Consider the following 19,503-nt stretch of genomic DNA (forward strand, 5'->3'; position numbering starts at 1 on the left):
ATGACGATCTCTGAAGCGGCATTTCGTTTTCGCCCCGCCGTTTTTTTGGTGGCAGTGGCCCTGATGGTGTATGGGGCCCTCAGCTACTTTTCGCTCCCGGCTCGCGAAGATCCCAAAATCACGATCCGGGAAGCCACTGTCACCACTGCGTACCCAGGTTTGCCGGCTGAACGGGTTGAGATGCTGATCACCAAACCCCTCGAAGAGGCGGTACTTACTGTCAGTGGAGTGGAGGAAATTCGATCCATTTCCTCGGATGGCCAATCCATTATCTATGCCAAAGCCTATGATCGCCTGAATGAGCTTGATCAGGTGTGGGACGAGCTGGAAGAAGCCGTACAGGAAAAAGCCCCGGCACTGCCCGAAGGCACAAGCCCACCCCGGGTCAATGATAACTTCGGAGATGTCGGCATCATCACGCTGGCGTTGACCGGTGAAGATTACGATCTCGCCGAGCTCTACGATTTCGCCCAGCATTCCAGGGACTCCCTCACCACCGTTCCCGGGACCCGCAAGGTCGAGATCATCGGCGCCGTCGAAGAACGGATCTTCATCGAGGTTTCGAGTGCACGGCTTGCGGAACTCGGGATCCCACCCGACGCCATTGCGGTAACCCTCAGCGCGCAGAATACCATTGCGCCTGGTGGTCAACTTGACGCCGGTGAGCGGGCCTTTTCCCTCATTCCTACCGGTGCATTCAAGACCGTGGACGACATTCGGCGATTGCTGATTCGGGTACCCGAGGACGGCTCCCTGATTGCCCTTGGAGACATAGCGGAGGTAACCCGGGGGTTTGCTGATCCTGCGCCGAGACGAGCCTACTTTAACGGCCAACCCAGCGTGGTGCTCTCGATCGCAATGCAGCCGAGCCAAAGTGTTCTGCATTACTCACGTCGTGCAGAGGCGGTCATTGAGGCACTCACCGCGGCCTTGCCCGTGGGCCTGGATCTGAATGTAATCACCTGGCAGGCGGATCAGGTTGAAAACGCGGTGTACGGGGTTTCAGCCAATGTGCTGCAAACCCTGGCGATTGTTCTTGGCCTTGTCATTCTGTTTCTCGGCGTGCGAACCGGATTAATCGTCGGCTCCATCGTACCTGCGGTCATGCTAACGACCCTGGCCGTCATGGGTGTCTTTGAGATGAGCCTTGAACGAATGAGCCTGGCGACGCTTGTCATCGCCCTCGGCTTGCTCGTCGACAACGGCGTGGTGGTTGCTGAACACTTCAAACGCTTGCTGGGGGAGCATGGTGATCGCGACCAGGCTCTGGCTCAAACGGGTCGCGAGCTGGCTATTCCCCTGCTCTCTTCCTCTTTGACCACGATTCTGGTTTTCTTGCCCTTGATGCTGGCAGAGCACGCCTCGGGAGAATACACACGTAATATTTCGTTGGTGATCCTGATCTCGCTCTCCGCGTCCTGGGTCCTGGCGATGACCGTTACTCCCACGTTGTGCTACCTGTTCTTGAAAGCCCCCGAAAAAGCGACAGGAGCCGCCCCGGAACAGCCAGAGGGCCTGTTCGGTAAAATCGAAACGGCGTATGGCCGCCTGCTTCGACGGATTCTCAGATACCGCCTACTGTTCGTGAGCGCCATGTTTGCCCTGCTGCCGGTCGGCGGTTTTCTGGTGCAGAGTGCGCCCGCCAAGTTTTTCCCGGACAGCGACCGTGCCCAGATCCTGGTGTACGTCAACCTGCCCGCAGGCGTGACCACCCGCACCACCGATGCTCGGATGAAAGAGATGATGGACATCATCTCGGATAAGGAACGGTATCCGGACCTCGGGAACTTTGCAGCCTACGTAGGCTTTGGCGGACCACGATTTGTGCTGTCGCTGGCTCCCCTGGATCCGGCCCCGCACGTCGGCTTCTTCGTCATCAACGCCACAGATCGGGAGGCGGCCTCAGCGGCCATTCCCCGGCTTCGCGATGATTTCAGGCGCAAACTCAGTGACGTAGAGGCGCGAGTCTCCGGTATGTTTCTGGGGCCCTCCGACCCCAACGTCATCCAGATCCAGGTAAAAGGACCGGATGCCGACTATATCGTCGAGCAATCCAAAGCCATCGAGCGAATGTTGGCGGACATCCCGGGCACCATCGATATCTGGAGCAATTGGTATAATCCGGTAACGCGCCTGGCCATCGACGTCGACCAGCCATTGGCCCAGCGCGCCGGAGTGTCATCAACGGATGTGGCTCGCTCGCTGTCCAACTTCGTTAGCGGTCAGCCGGTGTCCGCGTTCCGGGATGGTGATGAGGTATTCCCGATCATTTCGCGAGCAATGGCCCATGAACGCAATGACGTGGGACGCCTGAAATCAATCCCCGTCTTTCCTCAGGGCTCTGCGGAACCGGTTCCCTTGGAACACATCGCGCAGATAGCAGCGCAACGCGGCTTTGGCTTTATCCATCGGGAAGATCTCACCCGCACCGTCACTGTGGAGGCGCGGAACCTTTTCATATCGCCAGAAGACATGGCGCCTCTGTTACAACCGCACATTGACAGTCTTAATGAGCGACTGGCTCCGGGCCACCTGGTCGAGTTTGACGGCATCGTCAAAGATTCGAAAATCGGCCGGGCGGCCCTCTTTGCAAGTTTTCCGTTGTGCATCGGCCTATCCATTCTCCTACTCGTGGCCCAATTTAACGACTATCGGCGCCCCCTGATTGTGGTATTGACCATTCCCCTGGTCGTCATCGGCGTAGGCATTGGGTTACAGCTCATGCAGGCGCAATTCGGTTTCCTGGTCATTTTAGGACTGCTGGCGTTGGCGGGAATCATCGTGAACAACGCGATAGTGCTCATCGACAGAATCGATATCGAGAGACGGATGGGCGACCAACCGGATTTTGATGCCGTAATCAGCGCCAGCGCACGTCGTTTGCGGCCGATACTGATGACAACGATAACAACCATCGTAGGTCTCTTGCCCCTGATCGTCGGGAAAGACGTTCTTTTCTACGGCATGGCGTCGATCATGGCCTTTGGCCTTGCCATCGGCACGGTGTTGACGCTGGGGGTGACACCGGCGCTCTATTGCCTGTTTTTTAAGATCACGCCACCGGAGAACCGGGCCAACGCATCGAAGAATTGACGCTTTCAGGAGGCCTCCCAATCGAGCGCCTCACTAATTTTCAGGCCGGCCTTATCGCCACACTTCTCAGTGACCGTGTCGTTGGGCCAGATGATGAACAGCCCAGTTCCAGCCGTATTTTATTCATTGGCCGCAATCGGTGAATAAGCACACCGAAGTGCCGCTCAAGGGGCAAAACGTGACCCCGCGTGCTCTCGCCCTGGTGGGGCTTGCGGTTCACTTTATGCCGCCTGTTGGAATCGGGGCCGGCTCATCCCTTCCCCCAGGAACGATGGGCATTACGTTCTCCGAATGATGCCTGGGGCGAATACTGACTACGATTACAAGACGGCAAATGACCCGGACCGAGCCTACAAGCTAGTAACGGTGGCGCTGGGCAGCATCCTGGAGCGGTTAGATGACAACGAGCATTGGGTTAATCGTGATGGTTACCCTTTTGGTTGCCGGAGGGAGAGTTCTTCTGCGAGGCCCAAAGCTAAAGAGGTTGGAAAGTTGGCAGAGAATTGTTATTTCAATCTTAATTGGGCTTGGAATTTTCTTTATTGTATGGTTGGCCATCATGGTTCTTTTGGTTGGTCCATCAATGCGCGCGATCTAACATGGGATGAACTGTTGGGCGGATGCTTGTAGTGACTATGACGCCATTCATCAAGTGCCAAACACCTGCCGGAAGTCTGGGCAGGAGTGGGAATGTCGTCATCTTGCCCTGGCGCTATCTTATCGGTTTCCTTCAGGGCCTGGCTCCCGGCTGCTTAGCGAGCGTTTCAGGCTGGCCTTGATCTCGCTCCAGATAGCGACGAAGAACGCCGTCAGGGGCACCGCGAGTACCATGCCGATAATGCCGCTCAAGGCCGTGCCCCAGAAGAACAGGGAAATAACCACCAGTGCCGGGTGCAGACCCGAACGATTGGCCATGATCTTCGGTGTCAGCAGCCAGCTTTCAATCACTTGCACCACCGCGAACACCACTCCGGCCAGGACCAGCAATTCAACACCGCCATCCTGCTGCAGATAGGCCATGGGCAGGACCGCCAGCAGGCCGAGCAGGGTCCCCAGGAAGGGGACTATATTCAGCAGCCCCAGCATCAGTCCGGCAAGCACGCCGAACTCCAGGCCGATCAGCGTAAAGCTCAGGGCATACAAGGCTCCCATGCACACGGCGATGATCAGCTGGCCCTGAAAGAAGGCGGTGACGTATCCCACGAACACATCCATAAAATACAATGTCTTCTGCTGGGAAGGGGGGCTGAAGACGGATAACAGTTCGGATGCTTTTCCCCGGAGTGCGTCGCCGGAAAGCAGGGCGAAGAACAGGAACAGGGGCACGAAGCCGATACTGACCAACAGCCCCAGATAGGACATGATGGTCGTGCCCGCGTTTTCCAGGGCTGGCTGGGACACCTCCCCACTACGGCTTTCCATGCGGGAGGAAATCATGGAACTGAGTCCCGGGAAGTGGGCGGAGAAACGTTCCTGCCAGCTTGCCAGTGTGTCGGGCAAAACGGTCATCAACTGGACGACCTGGCTGACCAGGGTGGGGACCAGCAGGAAAATCAGCCCCCCGATAGCCATAAAGAAAACCACCAGCAGAAGACTGACGGCCAGCAGACGGGGTAGGCGAAGCCGGTTCTGGAGAAACTCCACCACCGGATAAAGCACCAGCGCCAGAATGCCGGCCAGGGACAGCGACAGGAGCAGGTTGTAGAACGCATTCAGTATCCAGCCAAATGCCCACATGATGATTCCGATCAGCGCGGTCAGTGCAACCAGGGACAACAAAACCGCCGTGTAGCGAAACAAACGAAGCTCAACGGCATTGAACAGCCGCTTGTCCGGACGCAACGCAGCCGGATCTTTACCGGCTACCTTCGCCCCGTCAGCCAGGGATTCCTGCATGTCGTGGGGCATTGCGAATTCCTGCGTTAGTTGCTGGGCCACTCCGATACGGTTGATCCGGGTAGCGGCACTATCCGGACCTTCCGCGTTCAGCCTACTGGGTGATCCTATTTCCTGGCGTAGTAGGACTCGATGGTTGAATTCCAGATTGCGTCAGCCATATTCGGCCATTGATCCTTGTCGAATCCCGGAGCGTTCCTTAAGCGCTCGACATCTACATCGAGCATGAAACGATTGTTCTCCTTGTCCAGCGTCAAGGCCTGCCACGGAACAGCAAACAGGCGATCCCCCATGCCCAGAAACCCACCCGAAGACAAAACTGCGTAACGTATCTTGCCCTCAGTGATGTCGAGCATAAGGTCCTGGATCTTGCCGAGCTTTTCCTCCTGCATGTTACAGACTTCGTCGCCGGTAATGGTGGAGGCACTCAGCAACGTGACTGTGGGATGGAGCCCATAGTCGGTGTCGCGCCTGCTGTCCGATGGTGTCGTTGTATTGTTCATTTCAATGCCCTCTTGGCGTCACTCTTGAGATCTCCGTACCTGGCTTCAGCCCTGCCGCCAGGTTGCTCGGCTTTCCCCTTGTACTTAGTGCTGCCGTCGTCGTTCACCTTGCCGGCAGCCTCCTTGAGCTTCCCCTTCGCCTCGTTTGCACGACCTTTGACCTGATTTTTGTTCATAAGCTAGTTTCCAGGTGATCGTTCCGCTCGGGTTCTGCCCTTTACCATGAACTCATGTCGATGCAGGGTGAGACTCCTAAGTTAGTGACATCCAGGGGCTGGGTCGGTGCGTTGCCTAACGTATGCGGAGTCATTTTTCAGACCAGCCTCCATCAACACCCCGTATCTCGTTGCTCCCCTGAGTCAAAGCTGTGATTTGATGGGTAGCAGAATTTTTTCGGAAAACTTTTCGCGCAACGGACGGCTCTTCCAACTGGCCAGGGAATACGGCTCCGCCGCCAGCAGGTCGGCCTCGAACACCGCCGTCATCTGAGTGGCGAAGTCGCGGCTGTAGATATTCAGACTCGCTTCGTCATTGAGCCGAATCGAACGCATGTCGAAATTGGTTGAACCCACCGAAACGAACTCGGTATCGATGACCAGCAGCTTGGTGTGCAACATGGTCGGCTGATAGAGGTGGATCTCGGCGCCGGCTTGCAGCAGCGCCCCCCAATCGGCCTTGGAGGCGATCTTGACTGTAAGCGAATCCATGTGCGGCCCAGGCAACAGGATGCGAATGCGAACCCCGCGACGGAGGGCTGCGATTAAGGCCTCGATCAACAGCCTGTCGGGCACAAAGTAGGACGCCGCCAGATCGATAGTTTCCTCGGCCGCCGCGATGGCAAGCAGATACATCAGGTGCATGCTCTCGCTGCCACCGGAGGGCGAGGCAACAAACAAGTGCGCGTCAATCTTGCCTTCCTCCAGCAGGGTCGGAAAGTAGCGCGGACCGTTCAGCACATGGCCAGTGATCTTGATCCAATTGTCGTCGAAGGCCGCTTGCAACTGCGCCACTACCGGCCCTTCAATCCGGAAGTGAGTATCTCGCCAGTGCTCGGGGTCGCCGGCGTCGCCAGTCCACTGATCGGCGATGCCTACCCCGCCGGTGAACCCGATGCGGCCATCGACCACCAGCAGTTTGCGATGGGTACGGTTGTTCATGCGGCCGAAATTGTACCAGTGCAGCGGTCGATACCGATGCAGATGCACACCGGCAGCCTGCATGGAATCCAGCAGCGACTGCTCCATCTTGATGCTGCCGACCCAGTCGATAATGACGCTAACCGGCACGCCCGCGCGGGCACGTTCAGAAAGCGCTTGCGAGAACGCTTCACCAATTTCACCCGACCAGTAAATGAAAGTCTCGAAGGTGATCGACGTCTGTGCCGAACGAATGGCCTGCAGCATCGCCGGAAAAATCTCGTTGCCGTTTTGCAGCGCGGTCACGTGATTGCCGCGTACTATCGCCGGGCCCAGCAGGACGGACATCTCGCGCCGAAACTGCGGATCGGAGACGGCATAGCGATGCTCGGTTTTACGCTCCATCACTCCCTCGGGTGTCTTGAAGTTCTGCAACAACATCAGTATCAGGCCGGTGGCCAGCGCAGTGGCTCCGATAACCCAGAACATGGCTTTGCGGCTCCTGGTCAATGACATCGCAATCGGGAAAAGGAGAACAGCGCTGTCAATGGATGAGGGCGGCGTTCGATCTGCGCGCGCAGCAACTCGGCGCCGAGCATGCTGTAGGTGATGCCGTTGCCACCGTAGGCCAGCGCGAACAGCACGCATGGCCCGTACTGCGGGTGGTGACCGAACAGCGGCAGCCCGTCGCTGGTTTCAGCAAAGGTGCCTGCCCACGCGAACGCCGGTCGTGCATGAAGGTGAGGAAACAACCGTGCGACCTTACGCTGCAGCGTCGCCGCCTTGCGGTCGACCATGCGATCCCGGCGCGCCGGTATGTCGCGGTCATCGTCTTCCCCCCCCACCAACAGCCGTCCATCGCCGGTGCTGCGCAGATACAGGTACGGCCGCGCGGACTCCCACAGCAGTGTGCTTGCCAACCAGCCCAGCTCGGCAGGATCGACGGGATCGCTGATGTAGGCGTAACTGCTGAGATTCTTCGCGACGCGCTGACGCAACCAGCATTGTGCTTCGTAGCCGCTGGCAATCACGGCGTGCCTTGCCTTGATCGACAGGCCACTGTCGGTGGTCAGTTGTACCGAATGTGTCGTCGCCGTGATGGTCTTCACCTGCGTGCGATCGAACACGCGCGTGCCCTGTCGCTGCATTCTGCGCAGCAGCCGCGAGGCGAGCCGGTAGGGATCAACCCGGGCGGCCACCGAGCTGAGGATGGCGGCTGGAGTAGTCAGTCCGTACTCGCCCTTGAGTACGGCGCGGCTCAGCCAGCGAACCGGAAAGTCGTGCTCTTTCCGCCAGGCAAATTCGTCGGCCAAGCGAGAATGATCAGCACGATTGCTGGCGTAGTACAGGCTTTCACACTTGGCGAAATCGACATCGCCAACCGTATGAGCCAATTCTCCGATCTCGCTGATCGCGCGCAGGCAGGATTGATACGCCAGCAGCGCTGAGGCCTGGTCGTAGCGCCTGGCAAGATCTATTGCGTGGGTGTCGATTTCATATTGCAGCAAGGCGGTGCTGGCCGATGTACTGCCCCAGCCAACGTCACGTTGCTCAACCACAGCGACATCGTGACCGTGGGCAGCCAATTCATCGGCGATCAGCGCGCCGGTGATGCCTGCGCCCACCACCGCCACCTCGCAACTCAGGTCGGCATCAAGCTGCGGGAAGGCATACATCAGGCCATTCTTGACCGCCCAGTATGGATATCCGCTTTTCAAGTCCATCGACGACTCCTGTTGCTTTGCCACCAGTCTAAGAGGGCGACGATAGCCGCGTCGGTGCGTTGCCACACCGAGCGCAAAGCGGAGCGCACTCTGCTTTTCCATCGAAGAGTCGCGATCCATCACCCCATCGAGACGCTTCTGGTTCCCCTGTACGCTTACGCACAGAAAGCTCTCGCCAGCGGCGTGAGCATCATGGCTACGAAAAGAGAAGCAGGGTCAGGCCTTGTCAAAGAAACCAAGGGGTAACCAACGTGATCACGGCGCTCGACTTGTAAGAAAACCATCATAATTACATCACTTAGGCATTCGTTTTCACTTCAAAGTGCAAGGTTTACCGTGGACAGTTTAGTTCAAATCTCAAGCAATCCGGCGTTAATATGGACACTGGGCATTGTCAGCCTGGTTGGCTTTATCGGCTCCCTGCTGGTGATCCCCTGGCTGGTGCTGCGGATCCCGGTGGATTATTTTTCTGGCGAGTATCGTTACCCGGTGCCATGGGCCAGGCAGCATCCGGTGATCCGCTGGGTGTTGCTGGTACTGAAAAATCTGCTGGGCATGGTGCTCCTGCTGATGGGCATTGCCATGCTGGTATTGCCGGGGCAAGGGTTGCTGACCATATTGATCGCCCTGGTGTTTTTGAACTTCCCGGGCAAGTACCGGCTGGAGCGCCGGATCTTTATGATACCTTCGGTGCGCCAGGGCGTGGACTGGCTGCGCCGACGAGCCGGGCGACCCCCTTTGATTTTTAATGATTAGGCATTAGAAATAGCTGCTTTTAACCTTCCCCTCCCCGGCTGCTGCCCCAGCCTTGCGCCGGTTTGTGCCAGACGGCGCGCGCTCCGAGGCCAGGCTGTCTTTTGCCGCGGGCTCTCGTGAGAGAAGCAAAAGGCAAGAGCTGTCCCTGGCCCTTACCTCCTAGCGGGCGGGCATGGTCGCCTTTCCAGGGCGGATAGCAAAGAAGTTGTTTCGCTGCCCACAATCCCCCCACCACCCGAGGCAAAGGAGTTATTTTGCATTGCCTTTTTCAGCATAGGTGGTTAACAATGAGAGCCAAACGGAGAAGCAGGGATGCGCTTATGCCAGGATCAGCGACGGGCGGTAGCGTGGGGATATTTAACAAAATATACAGTGCTAATGGCAGAAGGTACTGTGTCAGTCTCGATTACACTCATCGAATGTCTCGTTTTTTCTATCTCTATTTATAAAACCCCTTTGATATTATAAGGTTATAATTTAGCCTTACACGTAAATGCGACTGATAATGGAGTTATTGAGCCATCCCGGCTTTTGCGGCAGAACGGATACGAACAACTGATATTTGCCTTTTAATATCAACATATTACAAGCATCCAGGAAAGCTGGGCCGATGAGTGAAATTGAGCCAGGTCAATATAAAATTGTTAGCTGTACCCAATGAGGAAGCCACATGAAGTTTGAAGAACAAGTTGTCATCGCTGCGCCCGCCGAAGAGGTGTTCGGTTTTGTATGCTGACGTTAGCAATTAGTCGTCGTAGGACCCCACGTGAAAGCATCTTCCATTCACGGTGCCTTTATTCCTGGAGGAACAGGGTCGCTTCAGCCATCGAAGGGACCCAAGGCGAAAATTGTTCTTACTGAGGTTGTGCCCAACTGTTCATTCACCGTAGAAAACAAGCTTTCTTTTTGCGTTATGCGCTTTGAACATAAGCTTTCAAATAGTTCAGGTGAAACAAAAGCATTGCACCGAGTGAGTTTTGAAGGTTCGCTTTCACCGTTGTTTGGCCGGCTTATCGGTTCTCAAATTAGGAAAGGTTTGCCGGGAACATTGCAGGGCCTGAAATCTGCTGTCGAACAAAAAAGCTAACGATCGCGTGTACCGGGACTGGTTTTCTGCTACCGCTACAAACCAGCCCGTAACTCGGGCGTTAACTGTACAAAGGGGGAGCTCGTGAGAGGGAGTTGTTTGTGTAGGACCATAGAATATGAGGTTGCCTCACTTGATATGCCAATCATTTTTTGCCACTGCAAAACCTGTCGAAAAGCACATGCTGCACCTTTCGCGCCTACCGCTGGTGTGCTGAGAGAAAATTTTCGATGGTTGTGCGGAGAGGATAAACTTTCGTTCTTTGAATCTAGTCCTGGAAAAATGAGGCATTTTTGTTCGGTGTGTGGCACCCATTTAGTAGCAGAAAGGCCTGGTCAGCCACATGTTATTCTGCGGGTCGCGACCTTGGATGAAGATCCAGGCTTAAAACCAGAAGCCCGTATCTGGACGGGTCACGATGTTGAGTGGCTGGCGTATGAAGGCGTCCCCAGCTACAAAGAGTGGCAGCCAGACAGGTGATTAATACAGTTAACCAGGCGCAGCAGTTCGCGCCGCTGCGCTTTGTATTAGGCCTAGCAGAGAATCAGCCGTGACCGAAGAAGAATCCCTCCTCGCAGCCATCTACGAAGACGTAGAACTACACTCGTATGAGGCCTCCTGGCCTCAAGCGTTCGAAGTCGAGCGAGATCGCCTCTTATCTCTGTTCCCTAGTACCTTCAAAGACGTTCAGCACATCGGAAGCACTGCGGTTCCGGGACTCAGTGCCAAACCAGTCATCGACATTCTTGCCGGCGTTCAGTCCATCACAGTTGCTGAACGACTTGCGCTGCCATTGTGCCAATCCGGCTACACCACTTCTGCAGAGTTCAACGAGTCTTTGTCAGATCGCAAGTGGTTCATGCGCTGGGCAAACGGGCATCGAACGCATCATCTTCATCTCGTCGTCCATGGCAGTTCCGTCTGGCATGAGCGGCTGATATTTCGCAATGCGCTACGGTCCAGTCCAGAACTCGCAGCAAAGTATGCCGCGCTCAAGACTCGGCTCGCCGCAACTCATCTCAAAGATCGGGAGGCCTACACCAATGCAAAGGCAGAGTTCGTCCGTGCCACCGTGCGCAAGACCTAATCCTTCCATCGAGGGGACAGCTTCCGGCAGGCTTCGCCCGCCTCCAGCGGCCCCTCATGTCAAACGTTAGGTATTTAAGGAGGAAAGGTGAATTCTGAAAGTAATAAGTACCTTCTCGCTGCGGCAGCTTGTTGTGCTGTAGCTGCGCTTGCTCATGTTGGCTGTATCGTATTCGGCGCAGACTGGTATCGTTTCTTTGGCGCAGGCGAACAGATGGTTCAGATGGCAGAGCAAGGTCTTTGGTATCCCACAATGGTCACTTCTGCCATTATTTTAATACTCTTTATTTGGGCACTTTATGGGCTTTCTGGTTCTGGCGCAATTAAGCGTTTACCGCTCACAAGATTAGCGTTGGTTGTCATTACAGGAATATTTATATTTCGGGGTGTTTCCTTCATTGGTTTGATGCCCATATTTCCAGAAAACAGCCTGACATTTTGGCTCATTAGCTCAGGTATTTGTTTGTTTATTGGTGGCCTGTTTGCTGTTGGCTCTTGGCAGCAGTGGTCAAAATTAGGTAGTAAAAATGCCTCATAATGCGTACCACTCTCGGCTGGGACGTCACCGCGGCCTGTCGTCCGTGTGCTTTGCGTTACACATCATTAAGGAGAGTCTGCAGTGAAGCTTGATAGTGTTATACCATGGGGGCGATCGTTCGAAGAGTACCGTTCTATTTTTGACCTATCAGGAAGTGATCTCCAGAAGAAGATACTTGGTTGTGGCGATGGTCCGGCGAGCTTCAATTAGGAACTCACTCAACGCGGTGGCAATGTCGTGTCTGTTGATCCTGTCTACCAATTCACTGGTGAGCAGATCCTGAAGCGAATTGACGAGGTTTATCCTCAGATCATGGCTCAACTGGAGAGAAATACAGAAAAATATATTTGGGGAAGCATCAAGGACGTCGAAGATCTGAGGAAAGTGCGCATGAACGCGATGCAACAATTCCTCTCTTATTATGACCAGGGACTTGAAGCCGGCCGTTATGTATACGCCTCCCTACCGTCTCTTCCCTTTGAAGATCATCAGTTTGATCTGGCCTTGTGCTCGCATTTTCTGTTTCTGTACAGTGATCACTTCGATCTGGAGCAGCATATTCAAGGCATGAGAGAGCTCTGCCGAGTTGCCGCCGAGGTTAGGGTTTATCCTTTGATTTCATTAGATGGTACTCCATCAAAGCACTTGCCTGTGGTCATGGAGGCGTTGGCTGCTGACGGCATTGAGTCTTTGACTCAACCTGTTGATTATCAGTTTCAAAAAGGGGCCACCCAAATGTTGGTGGCACATGCCGTGTAACAATCGCAGGCAGCAGGGTAGTTGCTTCTGCTACGAGAGTTATACGCAGGTCCAATTGAGTAATAAGTGGGAACTAAAGAATGAAAGTACTAAGAGGAAAAGAGTTCGTTGCTGAGCGTGCTTGGGGATCAAGGCAAATTGCAAATATGCAAGGTATTACTACAAAAATTCACTGGACTAACCAGCCTTACAAATGGCATGTAAATGATGGAGAAGAAGTTTTCGTCGTTTTAGATGGAGTTGTGAAAATGCTCTATCGAGAAGATGGCAATGAGTGTTCGGTTATTTTAGAAACTGGTGATATATTCTTTGCGTCGGTAGGAACAGAGCATGTTGCGCACCCTCAAGGTGAAGTGCGCGTTCTGGTAGTTGAGCGCGAGGGCAGTGTATAACTAGGCCAATCTGACGGATAACCTACGCAGTGCGCTTCGCGTAAAAAAGTGCTACGGTTGCCGCAGTTGGCAACCGTAGCACTCAAAAGGAGAATGTATGAAATCAGCACTTTTAGTCGTGGATGCACAAAATGGAGTTTTTGGCTCAAGCAATCCTCCGTATCTATCTGAAAATGTCGTCAAAAATATCAACAGACTTGTGAGTTACGCAAACTCATGTAAATTAAAAACAGTATTCATACAACATGAAATACCGGGCATTCTTGAACCTGAGAGCTATGCTTGGCAATTATTCTCTGAACTCTCACTCGTGGATTACGGTGTCAAAGTTAGAAAAAAGCATCCAGACTCATTCCATGATACAGACCTAAGTGATTATTTAGATGAAGATGGCATTGAGCATGTCATTATTTGTGGTTATTCAACAGACTTCTGCATTGACAGAACAGCCTTTAGCGCAGCTGACCGAGGCTATAAGGTTACCTTGATAGAGGATGCACATACAACGCATAGCAAACCTCACATGGATGCATCATCAATCGTTGCTCATCATAGCTTTACTCTGTCAAAGCATCCCAATATTTCGCTAGTATCCACGCAAGCGCTGACAGCGGGCTAGCAGGAAGTGAGCCGCGGTGGTTTGACGATGACGAGCCACTGCCATGGTTTATTGTTCGCAAGCTTTGGCGCGTGGTAGGCGACGCTATCAGAATAGGAGCCCCTATGGGCTTTCTCGAAATGGGAGCTCCTGAGGATGAATACGACCCAGAGGTGGGCACCATATTGCCGAGGTTGCAGCTTTCTCTTTCTGAAAGCGAACTATGTTGTATTATTCACCAAGAGCTTCCGCATTGGCTCGGTAAAGCTACAACCGGTCCTGTGAGTGCATACAAAAATATCGATAGTACATTTGGTAAAGATATCATGGTGAGCGAAGCATTTAAAAGATCGTGCCAATACACCGCCGTAAGCAGCGGTGGTACGCTCGTAAACTCTCGCCCTTGCACGCAGCGTTATGTGCATTAGGAAAACAAGTGTTTAAAAAACCAAAGTTTACCCCTCGTAAAATCCTCGAAGAATGGGTAAATGACATCCCAGACGGTGAGCTTTACCGGGTATTTATTTCAGATGAACAAAAAGTCTGGTCGACAGTTGGTAGGCATGCACATTCATCGGGATCAAGAAGTACATCGTGGCAAGATTTCTTAGATGGAGATATGAATGAATGGGTCACCAAGACAATGGGGCAAGAGGTATTAAGTGAAGTTATTAATTACCTTAAACAACAAAACACATAACAAGGTGCGGTATTCTCTGCCTGCGACCGCTGAGTCCTGGGGTCATGAGTCCTGGGGTCATGAGTCCTGGGGTCAGAGTCCTGGGGTCAGGTCTTGCTTTTTGACTATCTAGCAAGGTCATGGGCTCATGATTTCTTATTACATCCGGTATTTTTACAACAGGGTACGGCTGCACAGTAACCTCGATTATGTATCTCCGATACAGTACGAGAAAGCCGCTTAACAACAATGTGTGTCCGTTTTATCGGGTGAACACCAGTTCTCAATGCTTAGCATTTTCGGTTTGAATCAGCTTTAGTGTTTACGGCACAATGGCTTAGGTCAGGTGGTGGCGTTGTTCACACCTTAACGCGGCGTTAAGCGGCCGAGTTACCCACGAACAGTAGCCCCTTCTTTCACACAAAAACCACACCCGTTCACTCCCCCCCCACTCCCGCAGCGGGGCTCTCTCCTAAAATCCCCCTCACTTCATTCCCAACCTTTTCGCCAGTTTATGCAGGTTGCTGGGGTCTATTTCCAGCAGGCGGGCGGCGGCGGCCCAGTTGTGGTTGCTGGCGTTTAGCGCCTGTTCTATGGCCTGGCGCTGGGCGTGGTTGGTCGCTTCCTGCAGGCTGGCCGGGGGCTGGGTTGGCGCCTGACCGCCCGGGGTCGCCGCCGGCGTGGTGGCGTTGCTCTCCGGGCGGTGCAGGTCACCGGAAAGGTCCAGCAGCTCCGGCTCCAGGGTGATGATGTCTTCCCGCGCCGCACCCCGGCCCAGGGCCTTGATGGCGGCACGGCTGATTACATGCTCCAGCTCGCGCACGTTGCCGGGCCAGCCGTACTGGCACAGGGCCTGCTCGGCGGCCGGCGATAGCCGCAAACTGCGCACCCCCAGCCGGCCCCGGTTCAGTTCCAGGAAGTGGCCGGCCAGCACCAGCACGTCACTGCCCCGCTCGCGCAGCGGCGGTATCGGCACCGGATACACCGACAGCCGGTGATACAGGTCGGCACGAAAGTGGCCGTCGCGCACGCTGTCGTGCAGCTGGCGGTTGGTGGCGGCAATCACCCGCACGTTCACCTTGCGCGGGGCATCCTCCCCCAGCCGCTGGATCTCGCCGTTCTGCAGGGTGCGCAGCAGCTTGGCCTGGATGCCGAGCGGCAGCTCGCCCACCTCGTCCAGGAATAAAGTACCGCCGTCGGCGGCCTCGAACCGGCCAGGCCGGGCGTTGCCGGCGCCGGAAAAGGCGCCCTTCACATGGCCAAACAGCTCGCTCTCGGCCAGGGATTCCGGCAAGGCGGCGCAGTTCACCTGTACCAGCGGCCGGTTGCGGCGGCGAGAGCGCTGGTGCAGCCGGCGGGCGAACAGGTCCTTGCCCACCCCGGTTTCCCCGGTGAGCAGCACCGGCAGCTCCGAGTCCGCCACCACGTCCAGTTCCTGCAACAGCCGTTTCAACTGGGCGCTCTGGCCCAGAATCTCCCCATCCAGCCGTTCGCTCAGCAGTGCCGGCGCGTCCTGGCGCGCCAGCCGCAGGCCGCGAATGTCCTGCTCCAGCCGGGTCACCCGCACCGCCGCCTCCACCGTTAGCGCCAGCCGCTGCAACTGCTCGCGGGCATCCTGGTCGAAGGTGCCCGCCTCCAATGCGTCCAGGGTCAGGGCGCCCCATAAATCCCCTTCCAGATACAGGCTGATGCCCATGCAGTCGTGCACCGGCAGCGCCTCGCCCACATGGTGCTCCAGCAGGCCGTCGTAAGGGTCCGGCAGGGTGGAGTCGGGCGGAAAGGCCACTGTGCTGCGGCTGGCCAGGATGGCCGCCAGCCGGGGATGCTGGGCCACCACAAAGCGCCGGCCCAGGGCCTCGCGTACCAGGCCGTCCACCGCCACCGGGCTCAGCACCTCGCCCTGCAGCTTGAGCAGGCACACGGCACCGCAACGAAAGTTTTCGCGCAGGGTGCGCACCAGGCTTTGCAGCCGCACCGCGCTGGGCAGTTCGGTGGTGAGATCGGCGAGCAGGATTTCATTGAGCATGGGTATTTTTTACCTTTAAAGGGTTTTATTTACCCTATATGACCAGGGTATTTTTTACCATCAAAATATTAATTTGTTAAAAATCAATAAATTAAAAACTGGCACGGGGGTTGCTAAATAGGTAACCATAATACCCCAATCAAGGAGCAATACCATGAGCCTGCTTGACCATTCCCTCGGCTCAATCGCCAGGGACCTTCCCGGCGCTACCCGCATCTTGCATCAGCACCGGCTGGATTTCTGCTGCGGCGGCCACACCCTGCTGCGTGAGGCCCTGGCCGAACGCGGCCTGGACGGCGCCGAGCTGCTGGCCCAGCTGGAAGCCCTGCCGGCCCAGCAGGACAGTGGCCGTAACTGGGCCCAGGCCGGCACCGCGGATCTTATTGACTATATTCTGACCCGCTACCACGCGGTGCACCGGGAGCAGCTGGTCGAGCTGCTGCGCCTGGCCCGCCGGGTAGAAGCGGTGCACGGCGACAGCCCCGACTGTCCCACTGGCCTGGCCGATCACCTGGACGCCATGCGCCAGGAGCTGGAAAGCCATATGCAGAAGGAGGAGCAGATCCTGTTCCCCATGCTGCGCCGGGATCTGTTCGAACCGGCCCGCGGCCCCATCAGCGTGATGCGCATGGAGCACGACGACCACGGCCAGGCCCTGGTCCGGTTGCTGGAGCTGACCCACCACCTCAGCCTGCCGGCGGAGGCCTGCAATACCTGGCAGGCGCTCTATGCCGGCATCGATGAGCTGCACACCGATTTAATGCAACACATCCACCTGGAAAACAACATCCTGTTCCAACCATCCCCGCGCCAGGAGGTGCACCATGGCTAACTATCGTCGCCTGTGGACGATACTGCTCGTCGTTCTCGGCATTACCTTCGCCATTCTCGGCTATTTCGGCCGTGAAGTTTACCGGGTGGCGCCGCCCATCCCCGCCCAGGTGGTTACCGAAAGCGGTACCCTGCTCACCACCAAAGAGGGCATTCTCGACGGCCAGACCGCCTGGCAATCGGTGGGTGGCATGCAGCTCGGCTCCATCTGGGGGCATGGCGCCTACCAGGCGCCGGACTGGACCGCCGACTGGCTGCACCGGGAGCTGGAAGCCTGGCTGGAGCTGGCCGCGGTGGAAGACTTTGGTACCGCCTACCATAACCTGGAAGACGAACAGCAGGCGCTGCTGCAACACCGGCTGAAGCGGGAATACCGGTTCAACAGCTACGACGCCGAGGCCGACGTGCTAGTGGTGTCCGAACGCCGGGCCGCCGCCATGGCCGACACCGGTGCCTATTACGACAAGCTGTTCAGTGACGATCCGGCCCTGCGCGGCACCCGCCAGAGCTTCGCCATGAAGGAGAACACCCTGCCAAGCGCCGAGCGCCGGGCAGACATGAACAACTTCTTCTTCTGGACCGCCTGGGCCGCCGCCACCGAACGCCCCGGCGGCGAGGCCACCTACACCAACAACTGGCCCCACGAGCCGCTGATCGACAACAAGCCCACCGCCGAGAACATCGTCTGGTCCATCGTCAGCGTAGTGCTGCTGATCGCCGGCGTAGGCGGCCTGATCTGGGCCTGGTCCTTCCTGCGCAAGGAAGAAGAGCACGAGCCGGCCGCCCCGGCCCGGGATCCGCTCACCAGCTTCAAACTCACACCCTCGCAAAAATCCCTGGGCAAGTACGTGTTCCTGGTGGTGGCCCTGTTCACCTTCCAGGTGCTGATGGGCGGCCTCACCGCGCACTACACGGTGGAAGGCCAGCATTTCTACGGTTTTGAGCTGTCCAAGTGGCTGCCCTACTCGCTGGTGCGCACCTGGCACCTGCAAAGCGCCCTGTTCTGGATTGCCACCGGCTTCCTCGCCGCCGGCCTGTTCCTGGCGCCGATGATCAACGGCGGCAAAGATCCCAAGTTCCAGAAACTGGGGGTCGATGTGCTGTTCTGGGCCCTGGTCGCCGTGGTGGCGGGCAGCTTTATCGGCAACTACCTGGCCATCGCCCAGATCATGCCCGCCCACCTCAGCTTCTGGCTGGGTCACCAGGGCTATGAATACGTGGACCTGGGCCGCCTGTGGCAAATCGGCAAGTTCATCGGCATCGTGCTGTGGCTGGTGCTGATGCTGCGCGGCATAGTGCCCGCCCTGCGCCAGCCCGGCGACAAGCACCTGCTGGCCCTGCTCACCGCCTCTTGTGCCGCCATCGGCCTGTTCTACGGCGCCGGCTTCTTCTACGGCGAGCGTACCCACATTTCGGTGATGGAATACTGGCGCTGGTGGATAGTGCACCTGTGGGTGGAAGGCTTCTTCGAAGTGTTCGCCACCACCGCCCTGGCCTTTATCTTCTGCAGCATGGGCCTGGTGTCCAAGAAAATGGCCACCACCGCCAGCCTGGCCTCGGCCTCGCTGTTTATGCTGGGCGGCATTCCCGGCACCTTCCACCACCTGTACTTCTCCGGTACCACTACCCCCATCATGGCGGTGGGCGCCACCTTCAGCGCGCTGGAAGTGGTGCCCCTGGTGGTGCTGGGTTACGAGGCCTGGGAAAACTGGCGCCTGAAGCACCGCGCCCCCTGGATGGAAAACGTGAAGTGGCCGCTGACCTTCTTCGTGGCCGTGGCCTTCTGGAACATGCTGGGTGCCGGGGTGCTGGGCTTTATGATCAATCCGCCCATCGCGCTCTACTATATCCAGGGCCTGAACACCACGCCCACCCACGCCCACGCGGCGCTGTTCGGGGTGTACGGCTTCCTGGCCCTGGGCTTCGCCCTGCTGGTGTTGCGCTACATCCGCCCCAACCTGGTGTTCAACGAGTCGCTGATGAAAACCGCCTTCTGGTGGCTGAACGGCGGCCTGGTGCTGATGCTGTTCACCAGCGTGCTACCGGTGGGGGTCATCCAGTTCGTGGCCAGCGCCAGCGAAGGCCTGTGGTACGCCCGCAGCGAAAGCTTTATGCAGCAGGGCCTGCTGCAAACCCTGCGCTGGGTGCGCACCTTCGGTGACATCGTCTTTATCATCGGCGCCCTGGCGGTCAGCTGGCAGGTCGTCATCGGCCTCTGGCCCCGCGGCAAGCAGGCGGAAGACGGCGTGGTTGAGCTGGTCAAATAACCCTAAGGCATAAGCCTCAAAACCAAGCCCCGGCGCCGATGGCACCGGGGCTTTTTGTTGGCACCGGAGCCCCCCATCCTTCCCTTGTTGCCAACAGCCCGAACCGTTCCTGCATCAATTAACGCCCTCTTA

The 19,503-nt window shown here is 56.6% G+C and carries 20 protein-coding genes; 14 read left to right on the forward strand and 6 right to left on the reverse strand.

The features are described from left to right. A complete protein-coding gene (locus tag ACEVBK_RS16945; RefSeq protein WP_375056072.1) occupies positions 1-3,093 on the forward strand; it encodes an efflux RND transporter permease subunit in 3,093 nt (1,030 codons plus the stop codon). Between the two features lie 717 nt (positions 3,094-3,810). On the opposite strand, the gene ACEVBK_RS16950 is transcribed toward ACEVBK_RS16945, so the two are convergent. The 5 genes from ACEVBK_RS16950 to ACEVBK_RS16970 all read right to left on the reverse strand — a co-directional run bounded on the left by ACEVBK_RS16950 (position 3,811) and on the right by ACEVBK_RS16970 (position 8,352). After that, positions 3,811-5,001, reverse strand: coding sequence for an AI-2E family transporter (locus ACEVBK_RS16950; protein WP_375056073.1), 1,191 nt, complete (start codon positions 4,999-5,001; stop codon positions 3,811-3,813). Positions 5,002-5,096: 95 nt separating this feature from the next. Further along, positions 5,097-5,492 carry a PRC-barrel domain-containing protein gene (locus ACEVBK_RS16955; protein WP_375056074.1) on the reverse strand — a complete coding sequence of 132 codons (396 nt, stop codon included), beginning with the start codon at positions 5,490-5,492 and terminating at the stop codon, positions 5,097-5,099. Next, complete coding sequence (locus tag ACEVBK_RS16960) at positions 5,489-5,668, reverse strand: CsbD family protein (RefSeq protein ID WP_375056075.1); 180 nt, start codon at positions 5,666-5,668, stop codon at positions 5,489-5,491. Before ACEVBK_RS16960 ends, ACEVBK_RS16955 begins: the two co-directional genes overlap by 4 nt. Before the next feature lie 183 nt (positions 5,669-5,851). Next, positions 5,852-7,117, reverse strand: coding sequence for a phosphatidylserine/phosphatidylglycerophosphate/cardiolipin synthase family protein (locus tag ACEVBK_RS16965; protein WP_375056076.1), 1,266 nt, complete (start codon positions 7,115-7,117; stop codon positions 5,852-5,854). Positions 7,118-7,134: 17 nt separating this feature from the next. After that, a complete protein-coding gene (locus ACEVBK_RS16970; RefSeq protein WP_375056077.1) occupies positions 7,135-8,352 on the reverse strand; it encodes an NAD(P)/FAD-dependent oxidoreductase in 1,218 nt (405 codons plus the stop codon). 336 nt (positions 8,353-8,688) lie between these two features. Between ACEVBK_RS16970 and ACEVBK_RS16975 the strand changes: the two genes are divergently transcribed. The 11 genes from ACEVBK_RS16975 (at position 8,689) to ACEVBK_RS17025 (ending at position 14,491) form a co-directional block, all read left to right on the forward strand. Further along, the gene (locus tag ACEVBK_RS16975) at positions 8,689-9,108 is read left to right on the forward strand and encodes a PGPGW domain-containing protein (protein ID WP_375056078.1); all 420 of its coding nucleotides are present in this window, start codon (positions 8,689-8,691) and stop codon (positions 9,106-9,108) included. A gap of 766 nt (positions 9,109-9,874) precedes the next feature. Continuing rightward, a complete protein-coding gene (locus tag ACEVBK_RS16980; RefSeq protein WP_375056079.1) occupies positions 9,875-10,195 on the forward strand; it encodes a hypothetical protein in 321 nt (106 codons plus the stop codon). A gap of 138 nt (positions 10,196-10,333) precedes the next feature. Then, the gene (locus ACEVBK_RS16985) at positions 10,334-10,675 is read left to right on the forward strand and encodes a GFA family protein (protein WP_375056080.1); all 342 of its coding nucleotides are present in this window, start codon (positions 10,334-10,336) and stop codon (positions 10,673-10,675) included. Positions 10,676-10,745: 70 nt separating this feature from the next. Then, positions 10,746-11,282, forward strand: a complete 537-nt coding sequence (locus tag ACEVBK_RS16990; protein ID WP_375056081.1) for a GrpB family protein — start codon at positions 10,746-10,748, stop codon at positions 11,280-11,282. Positions 11,283-11,369: 87 nt separating this feature from the next. Then, on the forward strand, positions 11,370-11,819 hold the full coding sequence (locus ACEVBK_RS16995; protein ID WP_375056082.1) for a hypothetical protein: 450 nt from the start codon (positions 11,370-11,372) through the stop codon (positions 11,817-11,819). A gap of 237 nt (positions 11,820-12,056) precedes the next feature. Beyond that, a complete protein-coding gene (locus tag ACEVBK_RS17000; protein ID WP_375056083.1) occupies positions 12,057-12,578 on the forward strand; it encodes a class I SAM-dependent methyltransferase in 522 nt (173 codons plus the stop codon). A gap of 80 nt (positions 12,579-12,658) precedes the next feature. Beyond that, on the forward strand, positions 12,659-12,970 hold the full coding sequence (locus tag ACEVBK_RS17005) for a cupin domain-containing protein (RefSeq protein ID WP_375056084.1): 312 nt from the start codon (positions 12,659-12,661) through the stop codon (positions 12,968-12,970). Between the two features lie 97 nt (positions 12,971-13,067). Continuing rightward, a complete protein-coding gene (locus ACEVBK_RS17010) occupies positions 13,068-13,589 on the forward strand; it encodes a cysteine hydrolase family protein (protein ID WP_375056085.1) in 522 nt (173 codons plus the stop codon). Positions 13,590-13,693: 104 nt separating this feature from the next. After that, positions 13,694-13,996, forward strand: coding sequence for a hypothetical protein (locus tag ACEVBK_RS17015; RefSeq protein ID WP_375056086.1), 303 nt, complete (start codon positions 13,694-13,696; stop codon positions 13,994-13,996). An 8-nt stretch (positions 13,997-14,004) separates the two neighbouring features. Continuing rightward, positions 14,005-14,268, forward strand: a complete 264-nt coding sequence (locus tag ACEVBK_RS17020) for a hypothetical protein (RefSeq protein WP_375056087.1) — start codon at positions 14,005-14,007, stop codon at positions 14,266-14,268. A 127-nt stretch (positions 14,269-14,395) separates the two neighbouring features. Further along, positions 14,396-14,491 (forward strand): IS3 family transposase, encoded by a 96-nt coding sequence (locus ACEVBK_RS17025; protein ID WP_375056088.1) that lies wholly within the window; start codon positions 14,396-14,398, stop codon positions 14,489-14,491. Positions 14,492-14,731: 240 nt separating this feature from the next. Here ACEVBK_RS17025 and norR read toward each other — a convergent pair whose 3' ends face one another. Beyond that, on the reverse strand, positions 14,732-16,273 hold the full coding sequence (norR, locus tag ACEVBK_RS17030; protein WP_375056089.1) for a nitric oxide reductase transcriptional regulator NorR: 1,542 nt from the start codon (positions 16,271-16,273) through the stop codon (positions 14,732-14,734). 154 nt (positions 16,274-16,427) lie between these two features. On the opposite strand from norR, the gene ytfE reads away from it, so the two are divergent. Together ytfE and ACEVBK_RS17040 are read left to right on the forward strand one after the other, a co-directional pair. Further along, positions 16,428-17,105, forward strand: a complete 678-nt coding sequence (gene ytfE / locus ACEVBK_RS17035) for an iron-sulfur cluster repair protein YtfE (RefSeq protein WP_375056090.1) — start codon at positions 16,428-16,430, stop codon at positions 17,103-17,105. Then, on the forward strand, positions 17,098-19,371 hold the full coding sequence (locus tag ACEVBK_RS17040) for a nitric-oxide reductase large subunit (protein ID WP_375056091.1): 2,274 nt from the start codon (positions 17,098-17,100) through the stop codon (positions 19,369-19,371). Before ytfE ends, ACEVBK_RS17040 begins: the two co-directional genes overlap by 8 nt. Positions 19,372-19,503 lie beyond the last annotated feature (132 nt).

It is taken from the genome of Zobellella sp. DQSA1 (genome assembly GCF_041950555.1).
Classification (GTDB): Bacteria; Pseudomonadota; Gammaproteobacteria; order Enterobacterales; family Aeromonadaceae; genus Oceanimonas.